Source organism: Bacillus sp. N6 (assembly GCF_052805735.1).
Genome location: NZ_CM127843.1, coordinates 1,119,356 through 1,138,444 on the forward strand (window position 1 = coordinate 1,119,356; position 19,089 = coordinate 1,138,444).

The 19,089-nt window shown below is 35.6% G+C and carries 20 protein-coding genes; 10 read left to right on the forward strand and 10 right to left on the reverse strand.

Features of this window, described 5'->3' with window-relative positions; genetic code table 11:
* Positions 1-61: 61 nt before the first annotated feature.
* Positions 62-961: a fumarylacetoacetate hydrolase family protein gene (locus ACUXVC_RS05790; RefSeq protein ID WP_064532885.1), complete on the forward strand. Its 900-nt coding sequence runs from the start codon at positions 62-64 to the stop codon at positions 959-961.
* A 34-nt stretch (positions 962-995) separates the two neighbouring features.
* Here the strand turns inward: ACUXVC_RS05790 and ACUXVC_RS05795 are convergent, their stop codons facing one another.
* Both ACUXVC_RS05795 and rocD read right to left on the reverse strand, forming a co-directional pair.
* Positions 996-1,277 carry a hypothetical protein gene (locus tag ACUXVC_RS05795; protein ID WP_000926859.1) on the reverse strand — a complete coding sequence of 94 codons (282 nt, stop codon included), beginning with the start codon at positions 1,275-1,277 and terminating at the stop codon, positions 996-998.
* Positions 1,278-1,387: 110 nt separating this feature from the next.
* A complete protein-coding gene (gene rocD / locus ACUXVC_RS05800; protein WP_000616660.1) occupies positions 1,388-2,578 on the reverse strand; it encodes an ornithine aminotransferase in 1,191 nt (396 codons plus the stop codon).
* A 150-nt stretch (positions 2,579-2,728) separates the two neighbouring features.
* Here rocD and ACUXVC_RS05805 point away from each other — a divergent pair, with 150 nt between their 5' ends.
* A complete protein-coding gene (locus ACUXVC_RS05805; protein WP_000233490.1) occupies positions 2,729-3,094 on the forward strand; it encodes a YisL family protein in 366 nt (121 codons plus the stop codon).
* 61 nt (positions 3,095-3,155) lie between these two features.
* On the opposite strand, the gene ACUXVC_RS05810 is transcribed toward ACUXVC_RS05805, so the two are convergent.
* Entirely contained in the window at positions 3,156-3,710 is a 555-nt protein-coding gene (locus ACUXVC_RS05810) for a DUF2777 domain-containing protein (RefSeq protein ID WP_000616066.1), read from the reverse strand.
* A gap of 238 nt (positions 3,711-3,948) precedes the next feature.
* Between ACUXVC_RS05810 and asnB the strand changes: the two genes are divergently transcribed.
* The 3 genes from asnB to katB all read left to right on the forward strand — a co-directional run bounded on the left by asnB (position 3,949) and on the right by katB (position 8,468).
* Positions 3,949-5,796, forward strand: a complete 1,848-nt coding sequence (gene asnB / locus ACUXVC_RS05815) for an asparagine synthase (glutamine-hydrolyzing) (RefSeq protein ID WP_000333991.1) — start codon at positions 3,949-3,951, stop codon at positions 5,794-5,796.
* Between the two features lie 186 nt (positions 5,797-5,982).
* Positions 5,983-6,942, forward strand: a complete 960-nt coding sequence (gene hemH / locus ACUXVC_RS05820; RefSeq protein WP_144465548.1) for a ferrochelatase — start codon at positions 5,983-5,985, stop codon at positions 6,940-6,942.
* 59 nt (positions 6,943-7,001) lie between these two features.
* On the forward strand, positions 7,002-8,468 hold the full coding sequence (gene katB / locus ACUXVC_RS05825) for a catalase KatB (protein WP_001069184.1): 1,467 nt from the start codon (positions 7,002-7,004) through the stop codon (positions 8,466-8,468).
* Between the two features lie 270 nt (positions 8,469-8,738).
* On the opposite strand, the gene ACUXVC_RS05830 is transcribed toward katB, so the two are convergent.
* Positions 8,739-9,971 (reverse strand): ammonium transporter, encoded by a 1,233-nt coding sequence (locus ACUXVC_RS05830; RefSeq protein WP_001055850.1) that lies wholly within the window; start codon positions 9,969-9,971, stop codon positions 8,739-8,741.
* Between the two features lie 213 nt (positions 9,972-10,184).
* Here ACUXVC_RS05830 and ACUXVC_RS05835 point away from each other — a divergent pair, with 213 nt between their 5' ends.
* Complete coding sequence (locus ACUXVC_RS05835) at positions 10,185-11,486, forward strand: alpha-amylase family glycosyl hydrolase (RefSeq protein ID WP_078400954.1); 1,302 nt, start codon at positions 10,185-10,187, stop codon at positions 11,484-11,486.
* A gap of 226 nt (positions 11,487-11,712) precedes the next feature.
* The gene (locus ACUXVC_RS05840) at positions 11,713-12,609 is read left to right on the forward strand and encodes a helix-turn-helix domain-containing protein (RefSeq protein WP_000397875.1); all 897 of its coding nucleotides are present in this window, start codon (positions 11,713-11,715) and stop codon (positions 12,607-12,609) included.
* A gap of 768 nt (positions 12,610-13,377) precedes the next feature.
* Here ACUXVC_RS05840 and ACUXVC_RS05845 read toward each other — a convergent pair.
* Entirely contained in the window at positions 13,378-13,869 is a 492-nt protein-coding gene (locus ACUXVC_RS05845; RefSeq protein ID WP_001040146.1) for a YajQ family cyclic di-GMP-binding protein, read from the reverse strand.
* A 230-nt stretch (positions 13,870-14,099) separates the two neighbouring features.
* Here ACUXVC_RS05845 and ACUXVC_RS05850 point away from each other — a divergent pair, with 230 nt between their 5' ends.
* Positions 14,100-14,954 (forward strand): CvfB family protein, encoded by an 855-nt coding sequence (locus tag ACUXVC_RS05850; RefSeq protein ID WP_144465547.1) that lies wholly within the window; start codon positions 14,100-14,102, stop codon positions 14,952-14,954.
* Between the two features lie 52 nt (positions 14,955-15,006).
* Here ACUXVC_RS05850 and prsA read toward each other — a convergent pair whose 3' ends face one another.
* Complete coding sequence (prsA, locus tag ACUXVC_RS05855; RefSeq protein WP_063546784.1) at positions 15,007-15,864, reverse strand: peptidylprolyl isomerase PrsA; 858 nt, start codon at positions 15,862-15,864, stop codon at positions 15,007-15,009.
* Between the two features lie 129 nt (positions 15,865-15,993).
* Positions 15,994-16,125, reverse strand: a complete 132-nt coding sequence (locus ACUXVC_RS05860) for a DUF3941 domain-containing protein (protein WP_001120851.1) — start codon at positions 16,123-16,125, stop codon at positions 15,994-15,996.
* Between the two features lie 100 nt (positions 16,126-16,225).
* Here ACUXVC_RS05860 and ACUXVC_RS05865 point away from each other — a divergent pair, with 100 nt between their 5' ends.
* Positions 16,226-17,083: a YitT family protein gene (locus ACUXVC_RS05865; protein ID WP_000364431.1), complete on the forward strand. Its 858-nt coding sequence runs from the start codon at positions 16,226-16,228 to the stop codon at positions 17,081-17,083.
* A 25-nt stretch (positions 17,084-17,108) separates the two neighbouring features.
* On the opposite strand, the gene ACUXVC_RS05870 is transcribed toward ACUXVC_RS05865, so the two are convergent.
* The 3 genes from ACUXVC_RS05870 to ACUXVC_RS05880 all read right to left on the reverse strand — a co-directional run bounded on the left by ACUXVC_RS05870 (position 17,109) and on the right by ACUXVC_RS05880 (position 18,362).
* Positions 17,109-17,306, reverse strand: a complete 198-nt coding sequence (locus ACUXVC_RS05870) for a DUF3813 domain-containing protein (RefSeq protein ID WP_144465546.1) — start codon at positions 17,304-17,306, stop codon at positions 17,109-17,111.
* Positions 17,307-17,447: a hypothetical protein gene (locus tag ACUXVC_RS05875; RefSeq protein WP_000516816.1), complete on the reverse strand. Its 141-nt coding sequence runs from the start codon at positions 17,445-17,447 to the stop codon at positions 17,307-17,309. It abuts the gene before it with no gap.
* A gap of 105 nt (positions 17,448-17,552) precedes the next feature.
* Complete coding sequence (locus ACUXVC_RS05880; RefSeq protein WP_001041231.1) at positions 17,553-18,362, reverse strand: Cof-type HAD-IIB family hydrolase; 810 nt, start codon at positions 18,360-18,362, stop codon at positions 17,553-17,555.
* A 492-nt stretch (positions 18,363-18,854) separates the two neighbouring features.
* Between ACUXVC_RS05880 and ACUXVC_RS05885 the strand changes: the two genes are divergently transcribed.
* The gene (locus tag ACUXVC_RS05885; protein ID WP_000531422.1) at positions 18,855-19,034 is read left to right on the forward strand and encodes a YjzC family protein; all 180 of its coding nucleotides are present in this window, start codon (positions 18,855-18,857) and stop codon (positions 19,032-19,034) included.
* The last annotated feature ends 55 nt before the right edge of the window (positions 19,035-19,089 follow it).

Genomic DNA, 19,089 nt, shown 5'->3' on the forward strand with positions numbered 1-19,089 from the left:
TTTTTCTTGCGGATGCGAATACAATTAAAGGGCATGAGTTTTAGGATGGAGAGTGGAAATATTGCGTTTTGTAACGGCGAAGAAAGAAGAAAAGGTATTTGTAGGTATTGTGGATGAAGAAGAAGAAAAGGTATTACACTTAAGAGAAGCGCAAAGACAAAAAGGGGAAAAGGTTACAATCCCTATTACAATGTTAGAGTGTATTGAAAGAGGGACTGAATGCTTTGAGAAAGTATGTGAAATTGTAAATTGGGCAAAAGAGAACGGGGAAGCGGCGTATTATCCGTTAACAGAGGTGAAAATATTAGCGCCGATTCCAAGGCCAAGAAAGAATATTTTGTGCGTTGGAAAAAACTATCGTGAGCATGCGGTAGAAATGGGCGGAGTAGAGTCTATTCCAGAAAATATAATGATCTTTACGAAAGCACCAACAACAGTTATTGGCATAAATGAGCAAATTAATGGTCACCCTCATGCAACGGACGAACTAGATTACGAAGGAGAACTAGCTATCATTATTGGTAAGCGAGGGAAGCAAATTAAAAAAGAAAAAGCGCTTGAGCATGTTTTTGGTTATACGATTATAAATGATGTAACAGCTCGAGACATTCAAAGAAAACATAAACAGTTTTTCCTTGGGAAAAGCTTCGATACATTTTGTCCGATGGGACCTTATTTAATTCATAAATCGGTGGTTGAAACGCCGAATGCATTACACATTGAAACGGTAGTAAATGGAGAAGTAAGGCAAACTTCCAACACAAATAAAATGATTTTTTCAATAGAAGAAATTATTTCAACGATAAGCAAAGGAATGACTTTAGAACCAGGCGATATTATCGCAACAGGAACGCCGGCTGGTGTCGGAAAAGGTTTTACACCACCGAGGTTTTTACATGCTGGTGATGAAGTGGTCATTACAGTGGAAAGAATTGGTACTTTGCGAAATGTAGTGAAATGAGAAAAGAGCTATCTTGTATAAAGATAGCTCTTTTCTATGGTCTCGGATTATAGAGATAATCTATAACGGCAAAAGTGTAAAGACCAATTAATGCAAGTGTACAAATGCCAAATAATATAACCGCAAGTGCGCTTTTTTCTCGTCCAAATCCAATAATAGTAAGAATAACAGCAGTCCAAAATGATGCTTTCAGTAGTGTGAGTGTAGTAGGAGTTGAGTAATGAAGCCATGTTGTGGAAAGTAGGAAACTAAAGAATGTAACTAAAATAAAAGCTGTAGCTAAATAGTTAATATGTTTACCATATCTTAGTAGCATATCGCAGCTCCTTTATGAATTTAAAATACAGAAAATTACAATTTCATCTTAATATAATTGAATATAAAAAGAAAGAGGTTGTCCCAACATGTTGGACAACCTCTCTATTATTACGATAATACAGCTTTAATTTTTTGGAATGCCCACTCTAAATCTTCTTCAGAGATTACTAGAGGTGGTGCGATACGAATTACGTTTTCGTGTGTTTCTTTACATAGTAGACCAGCTGCTTTTAGTTGTTCACAGTAAGGACGAGCTGGCTCGTTTAATTCGATACCGATGAATAAACCTTTACCGCGAACTTCAGTGATCATTGGGTTATCAATTTCTTTTAATTGCCCAACTAATTTTTCTCCTAATTGAAGAGAACGCTCTGTTAATTTTTCTTCTTCTAAAACTTCAAGAGCTGCGATAGAAACAGCACATGCAAGTGGGTTACCGCCGAATGTAGAACCATGAGAACCTGGCTCAAATACACCTAAAATGTCGCGGTTTGCTGCAACACAAGAGATCGGGAACACACCGCCACCAAGTGCTTTACCAAGTATGTACATGTCAGGAGTTACATCGTCCCAGTCACAAGCGAATACTTTACCAGTACGGCCTAAGCCTGTTTGGATTTCATCTGCTACGAATAAAACGTTTTCTTTTTTACATACTTCAAGAGCTTCTTTTAAGTAACCAGCTGGTGGGATGTTAATTCCTGCTTCACCTTGAATTGGCTCTAAAATGAATGCTGCTGTGTTTGGTGTAATTGCGGCTTTTAATGCTTCTAAATCACCGTAAGGAATTACAACGATGCCAGGAAGCATTGGACCAAATCCACGCTTGTACTCTTCATTTGAAGACATAGAAACAGAACCCATTGTACGTCCGTGGAAGTTATCTTCACAAACGATGATTTCAGCACGGTTTGCTTCTACTTTCTTCACATCATAAGCCCAGCGACGAACTGTTTTAATTGCAGTTTCAACAGCTTCAGCACCTGTATTCATTGGAAGTACCATTTCTTTATTAGTTAGTTTCGCAACTTTTTCGTACCAAGGACCTAATTGATCGCTATGGAAAGCACGAGAAGTTAACGTAACACGATTAGCTTGGTCAATTAAAGCGTTAATAATTTTCGGGTGACGATGACCTTGGTTTACTGCAGAATATGCACTTAATAAGTCCATATAGCGGTTTCCTTCAGGATCTTCTACCCAAACACCTTCTGCTTTAGAAATAACGATTGGAAGTGGGTGATAGTTATTTGCTCCATATGTGTCTGTAAGTTCGATAATATCCTTAGTTTGAATCATGATTGTTCCCCCTTTTGTTATTACAAGAAGTTTGTAAATACTCTAAATATTATAGCATTTAAATGTAAAAAAGCGAAACATTTCCTGAAAATAAATGAACATGTTATCATATAGAGTGAAAAAGTGTGAAAAGAGGAGGTAAGGGATACGATGGTACATATGCATATTACAGCATGGGCGTTAGGTTTAATTTTATTCTTCGTTGCGTATTCACTTTATTCAGCAGGAAGAAAAGGTAAAGGTGTACATATGGGGCTTCGTCTTATGTACATTATCATTATTGTGACAGGTTTCATGTTGTACATGGGGATTATGAAGACTGCAACAAGTAACATGCACATGTGGTATGGTTTAAAAATGATAGCTGGTATTTTAGTTATCGGTGGAATGGAAATGGTTCTTGTGAAAATGAGCAAGAACAAAGCAACAGGGGCAGTTTGGGGGCTATTTATTGTTGCATTAGTAGCAGTATTTTACCTTGGACTGAAATTACCGATTGGTTGGCAAGTATTCTAATAAAGAAAATAAAACCACCTTATAATCTCAAAGACTTGGGAGCTAAGGTGGTTTTTACTTTTTATGTCGCATCGATATGTAACTCTTCTCCATTTACTTTCGTAAAACGGAACATGTTTTTATTGGATGTAGTGTGACGGACGAAATGATGCTGTAGTGTACAGATCATCTCTTCGTTATCAAACAAAAGAATATTTACTCCTTCGCGTGACTCCTCTTTCGGTAAGAAAGATAAATAATTATGACAATACATGCAATCATATAAAGAGTAGTGAAGTGATTGCAATGATTCGGTTAATAATGTGAACACAGAGTCAGGTAATTCCTCGAGCCATTCATTATAGCTAAGAAGTAATTTTTTTCGAATACGTATCATTTCCCCGTTTTGCAGGTGGTGCTGTTCGTTGGCGATTTGTAATATATCTTGTTCATAGAAACGAGCTGGTAGCCAGTTGTTGTTATATAAAATCTCAAAACCATCTTCGGCAATATCTTCTAATAAAAATGCTTCATCATTTTCATCATCAAAGAATACCCATTCATTGTTTATATATTCTACATTACCGACTGTATGAGCGCGGGGCTGGTTATATAAAATATGGTTACGTTGTATCATACATGATTTCTCCTTTATAAAAAGTAGTTATTCCTGTTATAGACAGTTCGTGCATTCTTTATAACTAGACACATCTAGACATAGGTGGGCATACAATAAAACACGTTTTACTGAGTGAGAATGCTATTCCATATGTGGATAGTAGGTTATCGTCAAGTTTTCCATTTTTTGATCCGCACTCTTAGGGTGGGGATTACTGCACGTTCAAGAAAAGAAATAAGATGGAAGGATGATTTATATGTGCGGGATTACAGGATGGGTGGATTATAAACGCTCATTAGAAGGAGAAAGAGATGTCGTTACGAAGATGGCTGAGACGTTAGCCAAACGTGGGCCGGATGATAATAAAGTTTGGATTAAAGGCAATGTCGCATTTGGGCATAAACGTTTAATCGTTGTGGACCCTGAGGGCGGGAAACAACCGATGACTTGTTTAAAAGATGAAACGAATTACGCCATTTGCTATAACGGTGAACTTTATAACACAGAAGACATTCGAAAGGAATTATTAAGAAGAGGATATACGTTCAAAGGTCATTCTGATACAGAAGTATTATTAGCTTCTTATATTGAATGGAAAGAAGAATGTGTCGATCATTTAAACGGTATATATGCGTTTGCTGTATGGGATGAACAGAAAGAACAAGTATTTATTGCGCGAGATCGACTAGGTGTAAAACCGCTATTTTATAAATATGATAGTGGGCGATTACTATTTGGTTCAGAGTTAAAAGCGATACTGGCTCATCCAGATGTGAAGGCGGAAGTAACGTTAGAAGGGTTATCCGAAATATTCGGCCTCGGACCGTCAAGAACGCCTGGCCATGGTATTTATGCTGGTATAAAAGAATTACGTCCAGGTCATGCGATGACATTTTCAAAGAACGGTTTATGTATATGGAGATATTGGAATGTAGAAAGTAAAAAACATGAAGACTCTTTTGAAGAAACCGTAGAGAAAACGCGCTTTTTATTACAAGATGCCATTACAAGACAGCTTGTTTCTGATGTACCACTATGTACTTTTTTATCAGGTGGTGTAGATTCGAGCGCTATTACAGCTATCGCAGCGAAAGAATACGAGAGATCAGGAAAAGGGCAATTACACACGTATTCTATTGATTACGAAGATAATGACAAATACTTTAAAGCGAATGCGTTCCAGCCAAATTCAGATGCTCCGTTTATTAATTTAATGACTGAGACATTTCAAACAACCCATCATCGCTGCGTCATTTCGAATGAAAAATTAGCAGAGTATTTAACTGAAGCAGTACTCGTTCGTGATTTGCCTGGTATGGCAGATATCGATTCGTCATTATTATGGTTTTGTCGTGAAATTAAACAAGATTTTGTCGTCGGTTTATCTGGGGAATGTGCAGATGAAATATTTGGTGGATATCCGTGGTTTTATAGAGAAGATGATTTACAATCGAGTGCCTTTCCGTGGATGCGCTCTACAGAAGCACGTGAACAACTGCTAAAGAAAGAATGGAGAAATAAATTAAATTTACAACAATATGTACAAAGGCGCTATGAAGAGTCGATTCAAGAAGTTCCTATTTTAGAGGGAGAAAGTCCGCTAGAAGCAAAAAGACGCCAATTATTTTATTTAAATATGGTATGGTTTATGACAACATTATTAGACAGAAAAGACCGCATGAGTATGGGGGCAAGTTTAGAAGTACGTGTTCCATTTGCAGATCATCGTCTTGTCGAATATGCGTGGAATATTCCTTGGGAAATGAAAATGTATAAAAACCGCGAAAAAGGTCTATTACGTAAAGCGTTAGAAGATGTACTTCCACATGACATCTTATATAGAAAGAAGAGTCCTTATCCGAAAACGCACAATCCACACTATACAAAAGCAGTAACAGTATGGCTTCAAAATCTATTAACGGATAAAGGTTCAATTTTACACGAATTGTTTGATAAAGAGCAGTTGAACGGATTAATTCAGTCTGGTGGCAGTGCATTTCAAACACCATGGTTTGGTCAATTGATGACTGGGCCACAGCTTTTAGCTCATTTAGCACAAATTCACGTTTGGTTTAAAGAATATGGGGTAAATATTAAGGAATAAGGGAAAAGCGGCTTACAATTATGTAAGTCGCTTTTTATTAAAGAAATTGTCATATAAAATTCAAAATCACCTTATAAATAATACTTAATTAGAATTATTATTTTGACGTACTTATTATTGCTTGTTATAATTGGAAACAAACGTTCTGAAAAGGATTCTCATTTATAAAATTGAGGTGTTATATAGATGACAAAGAAAAAAATAGGTTTACTCGTAATGGCGTATGGAACACCAGAATCATTAGACGATGTAGAGGCATATTATACACATATCCGTCACGGGCGTAAGCCGTCAGAAGAAGCGCTTGAAGATTTAATTGGGCGCTATAAAGCGATTGGTGGAATTTCGCCGCTTGCAAAAATTACGAAAGAGCAGGCGCATAAATTAACAGATTCAATGAATAACATATTTACAGAGTATGAATTTACTTGTTACTTAGGTTTAAAACATACTGCGCCATTTATAGAAGATGCTGTAGAGGAAATGAAGCGAGATGGAATTGAGCAGGCGATTAGTATCGTATTAGCGCCGCACTATTCTACATTTAGCATTAAAGCGTATAATGACCGTGCTATTCGTCTTTCAAAAGAAATCGGTGGTCCTGTTATTGAACCAATTGAACAATGGTACGATGAGCCGAAGTTTATTTCGTATTGGGCAGACCAAATAAAAGAAACGTTTACAGAAATTGATGATAAAGAGAAAGCAGTCGTAATTTTCTCAGCGCATAGTTTGCCAGAAAAGATTATTGCAGCAGGAGACCCATATGTAGAACAACTAAAGCATACGGCAGATTTAATTGCAGAAGCTGCAAATATTCAAAACTATACAATCGGTTGGCAAAGTGCTGGGAATACTCCAGATCCGTGGATTGGTCCAGATGTGCAAGATTTAACGAAAGATTTATATGAAGAGCATGGGTACGAATCTTTCGTATATTGCCCAGTTGGTTTTGTAGCGGAGCATTTAGAAGTTTTATATGACAACGATTATGAATGTAAAGTTGTAACTGATGAATTAAATGCCAAATATTTCAGACCAAATATGCCGAATGCACAATCTGCATTTATCGACTGTTTGGCTGAAATTGTTTCCAAAAAAGTGAAGGAAATAGTTGACAAAGATTTAGTTTTGAATAATAATTAATTTATAATAATTTTAAATAAATAATAATTACTACGAAAGAAAGAGGAGGATCCCCCTAGATGAATCCAAATAATCGCTTAACAACAAACCAAGGTGCTCCAGTTGGAGACAACCAAAATTCTCGTACAGCTGGTCGTCGTGGACCAGTATTATTAGAAGACTATCATTTAGTAGAAAAACTTGCGCACTTTGATCGTGAACGTATTCCGGAGCGTGTTGTGCATGCACGTGGTGCAGGTGCTCACGGTGTATTCGTAACGAAAAATAGTATGAAGCAATATACGAAAGCGGCATTTTTACAAAATGAAGGAACTGAAACGCCTGTATTTGTTCGTTTTTCAACGGTTATTCATGGTCAAGGTTCTCCTGAAACAGCACGTGACCCACGTGGGTTCGCTGTTAAATTTTATACAGAAGAAGGAAACTACGATATCGTAGGTAATCATTTACCGGTTTTCTTCATTCGTGATGCAATTAAATTCCCTGATATGGTACATTCTTTAAAACCAGCACCTGATACGAATATTCAAACGCCAGATCGTTACTGGGATTTCATGACGTTAACTCCAGAATCTACACACATGATGACATGGGTATTTTCTGATTACGGTACACCAGCAAGTTATCGTGAAATGGAAGGTTTCGGCGTCCATTCATTTAAATGGATTAATGAAGAAGGTAAAATTGTTTACATTAAATACCACTGGAAACCACAGCAAGGTGTACGTAACTTAAATGCGAAAGAAGTGCAAGAAGTACAAGGGAAAGACTTCAATCATGCAACTCGTGACTTGTTCGACGCAATCGAAAAAGGAAATCACCCGAAATGGGATTTACACGTACAAGTTATGCAATTAGATGAAATGGACTCTTTAGACTTTGATCCATTAGATCCAACGAAAGTATGGCCAGAAGATCGCTTCCCATTAATGGAAGTAGGGACGATGACGTTAAATCGTAATCCGAAAAATTTCTTTGCAGAAGTAGAACAAGTAGCGTTCTCTCCAAGTGCAACTGTAAATGGTATTGAGCCATCGGAAGATAAATTATTACAAGGTCGTTTATTCTCTTACCCAGATACACAGCGTTATCGTCTTGGTGCAAATTACTTACAAATTCCTGTAAACTGCCCATACGCAGCTGTTCATAATCAACAACGTGATGGTGCGATGCAAGTAAATCAAAACCCATCTACAATCAACTACGAACCGAGCCGTCATGCAGAGAATCCGGTTGAAGACAAAGCTTACCGCGATTCAACTATGAAAGTAGAAGGCTATGTATCTCGTGAAAAAATCGAGAAACCAAATGACTTCAAACAAGCAGGTGAGCGTTACCGTTCATTCTCTAAAGAAGAGCAAGATAACTTAATTGCAAACTTAACAAATGATCTAAAAGACGTAAATGAACGCACAAAATTATTAGCTGTTTGTAACTTCTTCCGTGCAGATCAAGAATACGGTATGCGTTTAGCGCAGGCATTAAATGTTGATATTACGCAATATGTAGGAAATGCTCCGAAATAAATAGGAAAAGACGACTGTTATGAAACGGTCGTCTTTTTTATGTGTAAAGTTACACGCGGGTATTCTTCAGTTTCGTTATGTCGGAATTTGTTGGTAAATCGATATCTTGTGTCGAAACGTTGATATATTGAAAGAAACAATCGATATATTTGAAAAATCGTTGATATATCCAAAAAACCGTTAATATATTTCCGGTTATACTAGGTGGGGTATTTTGCCCGGTGCGCAAAAAAGAGATGCAATCTATTACTAATAGATTGCATCTCTTTTTTAGTTTGCTCGCTCTGCATGTTCATAAGCTTTCTCACCATGCATCGAAATATCAAGTCCCATATGTTCCTCGTGCTCATCTACCCGAACAGGGAGGAAGAAGTTAATAACTTTAATAATGGCATAAGTCATTATTATTGTGAATGCATATGTTGCTCCAATTGCTACCAGTTGTTTGAACAGTAAAGCGGCATTTCCATAAAATAATCCGTTTGCACCATCTCCGTTTATGGTAGTGGTTGCAAATAGTCCTGTTGCAATACCGCCCCAAGTTCCTCCGATGCCGTGGCATCCAAAGGCATCAAGTGTATCGTCATACCCGAATTTTGTTTTTAAGAAGAAAACGGCGCCAAAGCATAATATACCACCAATTGCTCCGATAAGAAGAGCGGAGAAAGGTGTAACGAACCCGCAAGCTGGTGTAATAGCGACTAGACCAGAAACAACTCCGCAAGCAGCTCCCATCGCAGTCGGTTTTGATTGGAAGAACCATTCAGAAAGCATCCAAGTTAGAGCGGAGGCAGCAGCGGCTATATTTGTATTAATAAATGCAGTTAAAGCTACGTCGTTTAAGGATAATGCGCTGCCGACGTTAAAACCGAACCAGCCAAACCATAATAAGCCTGCGCCTAACATTGTAAATGGCAAATGGTGAGGAGAAGAACCATTTATGTTTTTTCGTTTTCCAAGGAAAATAGCTAATACAAGACCAGCAACTCCGGAAGTGATGTGAACGACGTTTCCGCCAGCGAAGTCTAGTGCCCCAAGTTCCCTTAGCCACCCGCCGACGCCCCATACCCAATGAGCGACAGGATTGTAAACGATCGTTGTCCATAGAAGGATAAAAATAAGAAAGGCAGAAAATCGCATTCTTTCAGCGAATGCACCTGAAATTAAAGCTGGAGTTAAAATGGCGAACATGAGTTGAAACATCATGAATAAATTGTGAGGAATAGTAGATGAGTAGTCTGGATTTGGTGCGTAGGTAACTCCGTTTAGCCCGAACCAATCAAGTGTACCGATAATCCCGTGCCAATCTGGTCCGAATGATAAAGAATAGCCGATAACAATCCATTGAATCGAAACGATAGCCATTGCACTATAACTATGCATCGTTGTACTGAGTACATTTTTGCTGCGAACCATACCTCCATAAAAAAGTGCCAATCCTGGTGTCATTAACATGACCATTACTGTCGTTACAAACATAAAAACCGTATCTCCCATATTCATGATTTTCCCTCCTGTAATGTTAGAAAAAATAACATCATTTTGTTATGTTTCATATCATATTCGAAATTAAACTAAAAATCAACTAAAAATTCAGAAAATTATATACACGATGTTAGGAAATCTAACATGTATTATTTTGTGAGGGTTGAAATCGACATATGCGTTTCATTCAGAAAATTGGTATAATATTCTTACAATTAAAAAACTTGGGGGATGCGTGTGGGAAAAATACGGACTAGGAAACTATTCATTTGTTTTTGCTTAGCTGTTGTTTTGTTTGTACCAATACATACTTTTGCAGACGAAAAAAGAGAGTGGCGAGACGAAGTTATCTATTCCATTATGATTGATCGCTTCAATAATGGAGAACCGAAAAATGACAAACAGTTAGAAGTTGGTAATTTAGAAGGGTATCAAGGCGGGGATATAAGAGGAATTATAAAAAGGTTGGATTACATAAAAGAAATGGGTTTTACTACCGTTATGCTTTCGCCACTTTTTGAAAGTGGAAAGTACGATGGATTAGACGTGCGAAATTTTAAAAAGGTAAATGAACATTTCGGGACAGAAAATGATGTGAAAGAACTTGTAAAAGAAGCTCAGGCAAAAGGAATGAAAGTTGTATTTCAATTTCCGCTTGGAGAAAACGAACAACAGGTAATTGACGCAATGAAATGGTGGATAAAAGAAGTTGATTTAGACGGAAGCTATGTTATACATAGTGAAAAAAAGCCGCGTTCCTTTTGGGATAACGCGCAAAAAGATATGCAAGTGATAAAGAAAGATTTTCGTATTATGACAAAGGAGGATAGCGAATACAACGAAAAAATAGTAGAATCGTTTTCCAAAGCGGATGTATCGGTGAAATCGTTATACGATGTGAGTAAAAAAGAAGGGGAATTTGTTACGTTTTTAGATGATCAAGAAACAAAAAGATATGCGCGTATTGCAAAAGAAAATATGTATTATCCGCCATCACGTTTAAAACTGGCGCTTACATATTTGTTAACATCACCTGGGATTCCGAATTTTTATTACGGAACTGAAATTGCATTAGATGGAGGAAGTGTACCCGATAATAGACGATTAATGGATTTTAAGTCAGACGAAAAATTTATGCAGCACATAACAAAACTAGGTGAACTTAGGCAGGCGAGACCGTCTTTACGACGCGGTACGTTTGAGCTTCTGTATGATAAGAGCGGGATGAGCATACTAAAACGAAAATATAAAGATGAAGTAACTTTAGTAGCAATTAATAATACGAAAGAAACACAAAAAGTCTCCTTACCTGCAAGTGCAATTGGTGAAAAACAAGAGTTAAGAGGATTGTTGCAGGATGAAATTATAAGAGAGGAAAACGGAAAATTTTATCTCGTTTTAAAGCGTGAAGAATCAAACGTGTATAAAGTTAACAGAGAAACAGGTGTGAATTGGTTATTTATCTCCTTAATCGTTGGTGTGAATGTATTATTTATTGCGTTTTTAATTGCAGTTAAAAGGAAACGTAGATGAGATGAGAAGTTACGCACTCTATGTTCATGTCTTCTTATTGGATTTGTAAGTTTGTTCGGTGGGGCCAGGTTAGGGAGAAAGTCTTCTTCCTAGCCTGTTTTTGTGTCAATACGGATAGAGAAAGACCTTTGAAACAAACAATAATTGCAACTATATTAATTTTACATTACATTAAAAGTTAGAGAATACTCTTATACTAATATAGTACTAAATAGTAGGTGGGAAAATGGAATTTTACGATTTGGGTATTACCATTAAAGAGCTTAGAATTAAAAAAAATATATCACAATCCGAATTATGTCATGGAATATGTTCGCAAAGTCAAATTAGCAAAATAGAAAAAGGTATGATTTATCCATCTAGTATATTGTTATATCAATTATCAGAAAGACTTGGTATTGACCCAAATAATATATTTGCATTAACTCAAAACAAAAAGTTGAAATATGTAGAAAATGTAAAATGTGTAATAAAAGATTGCTTAAAGCAAAAACAATATAAAGAACTTTATGAAATCGTGAAAAAAGAGAAAGATGAAAAAAATTTTCAGGCAAAAGAAGATAAACAATTTCTCCTATGGCATGAAGCAATTGCTGTATTTGAGGTGAACAGATCCATAAAAACTGCTTTAAAGCTTTTAAATAATGCATTAAAACTAACTTTAACCAATGTTGATTTTTTATCAGAAAGAGAAATAGATATTATGCAGACAATGTCTATATTTTATGCGGAAAATAAAGAATATGATAAAAGTATTACTATATTAGGAAGATGTTTAACTAATTTTAATAAGTTAGATTTTCCGAGAGATAAAGCGATTAAATTAAAAATCATTTTTAATTTAGCGAAATGTTTAGGTATGACCTATCAATATGAAGAAGCGGTAAAATACATTGATAAGGGCATCAAATTAGCTATTAATCTAAATACTCTATACTTATTAGGTGAACTTTACTATTTAAAAGGATGGAATTTATTAAGATTTAAACAACAGAATGAAGAAGATATTGCAAATAACATGAAAAAAGCATTATTTATATTTGAACTAACAGAAAAAGAAAATCTGATAAAAATGGTTAAAGAAAAATATTTTGAAAACCAAACTGAAAAAAGCCACTCATAATACATTTGGAAATCACTTGAAATATAATAAAACCTACAGGGGAAATCCCTGTAGGTTTTACACTTATAAACTTGCTTCTAAAATATTAGTGTTTAATATAAATTTTTGAATAAGAGTTTACTTAGTGTACTTTTTATTTTGAAGTCTGCATCTTTATTAACAATTTATGCTTCTTTTTAATTACATCCAAATATTGTTAAGATTGAGATGATTCAAGTCGGAGGAAGGCACTTTGAGGTGTCTTTTTTTTATGACCTTTATCATTAACTATTTAATGTTTTTTTAAATGATTACATGACATATTTTTTTTGTACCAAGCTTTGTTGATACAGTTAGACTTATCCGTTAGTGTATTCGTATTATTAGAACATCCTACAGTATTTAGGGAGAATGTGGCCAATAAAAACCATAATATTAATTTCTTCAAATAACCACTTCTAACTCTTTTTTAATTAACATTTTTTAAAATACTTATTAATTTTACATTACATTAAAGGTTGGAAAATATTCTTATACTCATAAATTGTTACGTTTTGGCGAGGAGAGGAATTATGAGTTATAGCAATTTTTAAGATGACTTTGGCCTAGGATGTAATTACTAAGAAAAGTAATTCAAATCGAAGGGAAAACGTCTTAAGGTGTCTTTTCCTTATTTTCAATTTACTTAGTGATTTTTACCGCACATACCCTTTTTTCTATGGTTTGTTCTTGTAATATTGTCTCTACAAGACAAAAAGAAAACTCCTCTAATTAAGAGGAGTTTTCTTTTTAGCGGTAGTTAATGAACTGTACGTCGATTGGTAAATCAGCGCTACGAACAGCTGCGATTACGGCTTGTAAGTCATCACGGCTTTTCGCTGTAACACGTACTTGATCGTCTTGTACTTGTGTTTTTACTTTTAATTTCATTTCTTTAATGATGTTGTTAATTTTTTTAGCGTTATCTTTATCGATACCTTGTTGAAGTGTTGCACGTTGGCGAACAGTGTTGCCAGTTGCAGCTTCAACTTTTCCGTAATCTAAGTTCTTAATTGGAACGTTACGTTTTACAAGTTTAGAAATTAAAACGTCTTTTACTTGGTCTAATTTGAACTCGTCGTCAGAAGTTAAAACTAGTACTTCTTTTTCTAATTTAATATCACTTTTACTTCCTTTAAAGTCATATCGGTTTTGGATTTCTTTTAATGCGATATTAATTGCGTTTGTTACTTCAGGTAATTCTACTTTCGAAACGATGTCAAAAGAACTATCTTTTGCCATAGTTAGCACCTCCAAATAAATTTCTAATCTTGTTATGTACTGTACATACTAAAGTATAGCTGAAAACGAGTCTAGACTTAAGTGTTTTCGTACTTATATTCATGGAACCTCATTTTATTATAGTGAATTTTGGGCAGTTGGACAAATACAGGAAAAATCATGTTATAATTAACTTTTGTTTGGAATGATAAAAAAGATAATTTTATATATATAGAAGGGAATTAAAAAATATGTATTTGCAAATAGGATCGATTGAACAGGTAACTGTTTTACGCGAAACGGAAATCGGATATATGGTTGGGAATGAAGAAGAAGAAATTTTCCTACATAAAAACGAAGTAGCTGGAGAAATTGAAGAAGGCGATACGATTGATGTATTCTTATACCTTGATCACCAAAATCGTATTTCAGCAACAATGAAGGAACCGATTATTACAACTTATGATTGGAACTGGGTAAAGGTTGTAGAAGTTATTCCTAGTTTAGGTGTGTTTGTTGATATTGGTGTGTCAAAAGATATACTAATTCCAGCTGATGAGTTCCCAATTTATATGCCGGTATGGCCAGAAGTAGGCGACGAATTATATTGTACGTTAAAATTAACGAATCGTGATCGTTTAATTGCTCTTCCGGCAAGAGATAGTGATATGCAAGAAATCGTTGTAGATGCGACACCATCTATGCGTAATAAAAACGTAAATGGACGTGTATATCGTTCGCTTCAAGTTGGTTCATTCATACTAACTGATGAGCATTTCCGTGCTTTCTTACACCATACAGAAAGAAAAGAACAAGTTCGCATCGGTGAGCGTGTAACGGGCCGTATTATTGACGTGAAAGATGATGGTACAATTAACATTTCACTTCTTCCTCGTAAAGAAGAAGGAATGGAAGACGATGCGGCAGTAATTTATGCATATATGGAAGAACGAGGCGGAGCAATGCCGTTTTGGGATAAGAGCCATCCGGAAGATATTAAAGAACGCTTTAACATGAGTAAAGCTGCATTTAAGCGCGCACTTGGTAAATTGATGAAAGAAGAAAAAGTTTACCAAGAAGAAGGTTGGACTTACTTTAAGAAATAAGATAGAAGATTAAAAAGCACAACCTTATGTAAAAAGATAAGGTTGTGCTTTTTTAATTTCCTTGCGGTGAAACAAGAGTAAATGTATCTTTCAAATCACTATCGTTTATTTTAATATTCGCCTTTTTTAATTCCTCTTGTAACAATTTTTGGCTGAATGCAGGATCAGCAGTACGTTCTTCCTCTAAGTTTTTGCGAATAGAGTTTTTTACCTCATCGTAAGGTTTTAGATCTTTTTTATCAGTTAATTTAATAACGTGATAACCGTTTGATGATTTTACGGGATTGCTAATTTGTCCAACATTTAGTTTGTAGGCAGCGGTTTCGAATTCAGGAGCCATTGTACCTGAATTGAAGTATCCAAGGTCTCCACCTTTATCTTTTGATAGTAGATCTTGTGATTCTTGTTTTGCTAATTCTTCAAATGAAGCACCAGCATCTAGTTTACTCTTTATTTCTTTCGCTTCATTTTCGTCACTTACTAAAATGTGACTCGCTTTAATTTCTGGCTTATAGTGATCTTTTACGTCTTTTTCTGTAATGCTTTTCTTAATCGCTTCATTCATAGCAAGTTTGAACTTAATTTGATTTTTGAAATCCTCTTCATCTTTTAAACGATTATTTTCTAATACTTTTTTGAATTGATCTCCATATTGTTTTTTTACTTTTTCTACTTCTTTATTTACCTCTTCATCAGGTACTTTATATTTTTTTGTGATGACGTCTTGTGCCATCATTTCGTATAGCATGTCTTTTCCGTAACGATCTTTCAATTGTTTTTCGAAGTCGTCCTTCGTAACAGTCGAGTCTGTTGCTGTGGCGACTGTAGCTGATCCGTTTTTTTGTCCGCAAGCAGATAGCATCAATATACTTATTAGTGCAGTAATAATGAAAATATGTTTCCCTCTCATGCCAACACCTCATCCGAATATGTTATCGCTATTGTAGAATATAGAAGTGAACATGAAGTGAATTTTTAATGTTTTTTTCCTTTAAAATGTAAAAAAGTACATCAACATAATTGTTGATGTACGATGGAATCAAAGGTGATCGGTCTTTTTAGAGTATGCACGTTTACCTTGCTGAATATTTTTTTGCTCTTGCTCATTTTTTTGTGTGCGTTTTGCATTATTATCGCGTGCTTTTTTGTCGTTATCACTCGTATGTGGCATATGTATCAACTCCATTTCTAAACGTTGTACGTTTATCATTTCCTTTTTCGTAAAGACTATGTATAGCGGTGCATTTATGAAGGGTAAAGGTGGATTCGAAATGGATTTGAAGTTGAATTATACTGAACTTATAAAGAAGTTAATCGTTGTAATCATCGCAGGTTTATTAAACGCGATTGGGATGAATTTATTTTTAACGCCAGCGAAAGTGTATGCGAGCGGCTTTGCTGGATTGTCTCAATTATTATCACAAATATTAGGTGATTTTTTATCGATTCACATATCTACGGGAGTATTGTTTAGCTTATTTAATATTCCTGTCGTTATTTTAGCGTGGAAAAAGGTTGGAAAGGCCTTCACCTTTTTTAGTTTTCTTTGTGTTATATTTATGACTTTGTTTCTAGAAATCATCCCTGTTAGAGCGGTTTCGAATGATATCATATTAAATGCGATTTTTGGCGGGATTATTTCGGCAATTGGAGTAGGGATTGCTTTAAAGTGGGGTGCTTCTACAGGTGGATTAGATATTATCGCTATGATTTTATCAAAAATAAAAGATAAGCCTGTCGGTACATACTTTTTCTTTTTTAATGCAATTATCATTATCGCTGCTGGCTATGTATATGGATGGGAAAAAGCGTTATATACGTTAGTGACTTTATATGTATCGACGAGAATTATTGATGCAATTCATACTCGTCATGTAAAGATTACAGCATTAATTGTTACGAAGAATGGGGCGGACGTAAGAAAGGCGATTCACTCGCGATTAGTAAGAGGAATTACAACGATACCAGCAACAGGTGCTTATACGAATGAAAATAAAGAAATGTTAATGATGGTTATTACCCGTTACGAGTTATACGAATTGGAGAGGATTATTAAACAAGTGGACCCAGGTGCATTTACAAATATACTGCAAACAGTTGGGGTGTTCGGATTGTTTCGGAAAGATTAAAGAGGACCGAAGTTGGTCCTCTTTTTTAATGTACATTCGTAATGTTTTGCAATTGCTCTTGCATTTCACGGAGCTGAACTTTTTCAGTAGTTGAAGAGTTTGCGTAAGCGGATTGCAAAGCATTTTTTGCTCTATATACGAGATCTTGTTGCTCAGTACCGCTTGAACAAGATACGGCATTTTCAACAGCATCTCTAGCTTGTTGGAATAGTAAGTTCCCCATTTAAACCCCTCCAAAAGAAGAGTTACTTCTTGCCTTTTCTGCCTCAGCTAATGTACCTCTGTACGGGAATCTTGCATCATGCTTCATAACAGCATCGGCTCCTTGTTGGATAAAACGCTTTGATTTGTTCTTTTTACCCATTCGAAAAACCCCCTTTATTTAGCTGAAAACAATCGACGCGATGTCTCTTGCGTCTACTTATAGTATGGACATTTGGCAGGAAACTATAAGTAGGGAATTTTTAGATTACAACCCAAGAACCTCTTCTAAATATAAAGCGATACCATCTTCTTCGTTCGTTAGCGTCGTATGGTTTGCGAGTGATTTTAATTCAGGGATGGCATTCCCCATTGCGATGCCGTGACCAGCAAATTCAATCATTTCAAAATCATTATCTTCGTCACCGAAAGCGATAATTCGCTCTTGTGGAATGTTGTAATGACTAGAAATTTTTTGTAATCCAACCGCTTTATTTAATCCGCTTTTCACAATCTCAATAATCGGCCAAGGTGCGCCCCATTTTCTATGATCGATTACTTCCGCGTGCATATCCGTTAAATGTTGACGAATTGCAGTGGAATGCTCGTCATGTGCATCAATTAATAAGCAAGTTGGATGATCGTTTAAAATATTTAATAAGTCTCCCGTAAAAATCTTAGGAGAGCCGAATTCGAAAATATGTTTTTTATCTTCATCAATTTCACGAACATACACATCGTCCATTACTTCCGCGTATATATTTTTTACGCCGAAATCAAAGCAAGCTCGTACAATTTCTTGCGCTGTTGCTAGCTCAAGAGGAGAGTGATGTGTTCCCCAGCTTGAATCAAGAGGATGATGTACGTAAGCACCGTTAAAGTTTACGATAGGTGTGTTAAGAGCAAGTTCTTTATAGTAATCATAACTAGCACGGAATGGACGTCCTGTTGAAATAACAACAATATGTCCCTGTTCCTTTGCTTTTGCAATTGTATGTTTCGTTCGAGTGGAAATTATTTTGTTGTCTGTTAATAAAGTACCGTCTAAGTCTAATGCGATTAAATGTTGTTTGTTCATAATTTCACCTCTTATAATAATTTTTTTGTATCTATCTGTATTTCCGTTTTTAATATGCAGAAATAAGAGGTTAGACTCGGTGAAATCACCATAGATGGAAATTTCACTATATATCCATCTTACGTCTCAAAGTGCTGCGGTGTCTACTATTTATCGTTGGAAATTAAGAAAAGTCAACATCTTTTTAGAAAGTTCAAACAATGTTTCTTTCATTATGTACAAATTGTGAAAAGGGTTACATTGCTCGTGTGATGAGACTTATAATGAACATGTAATCTTCTCGTATATGTTTGACTCTCCTTTGAAACTAGCCTAGAGTAGGTTGGTTTCTTTTTTTTTCTACAAGTAGGAAAGAAATCCCTCCTTACGCTTGTATCATTCATATATATGTACAAGGACGAGATGTAGTACTGTTTCCTAAACATGACAGAAAACCTTTCTTTTAAAATGGATATACTAATGAGGCAAAGACGTCATGGAAGGAGAATGAAAATGGGACAAAATCGCAGGTTTCGTTCTGGACAAAAAGCGCCGAATGATGGTATTTATGTAGAAATTGGTGAAACGGGAAGTATGGTGAAAAATCCGCAAATGGTACAATTAACTGCCGGTGAAAAGTTTCCAGATAATACGAATCATAACCGTCAGTGGACATATAAAAGAAAACCGTAACAGAAGCCGCAATCGTTATTGCGGCTTTTTTGTCGTTACACATTATAATTTCATT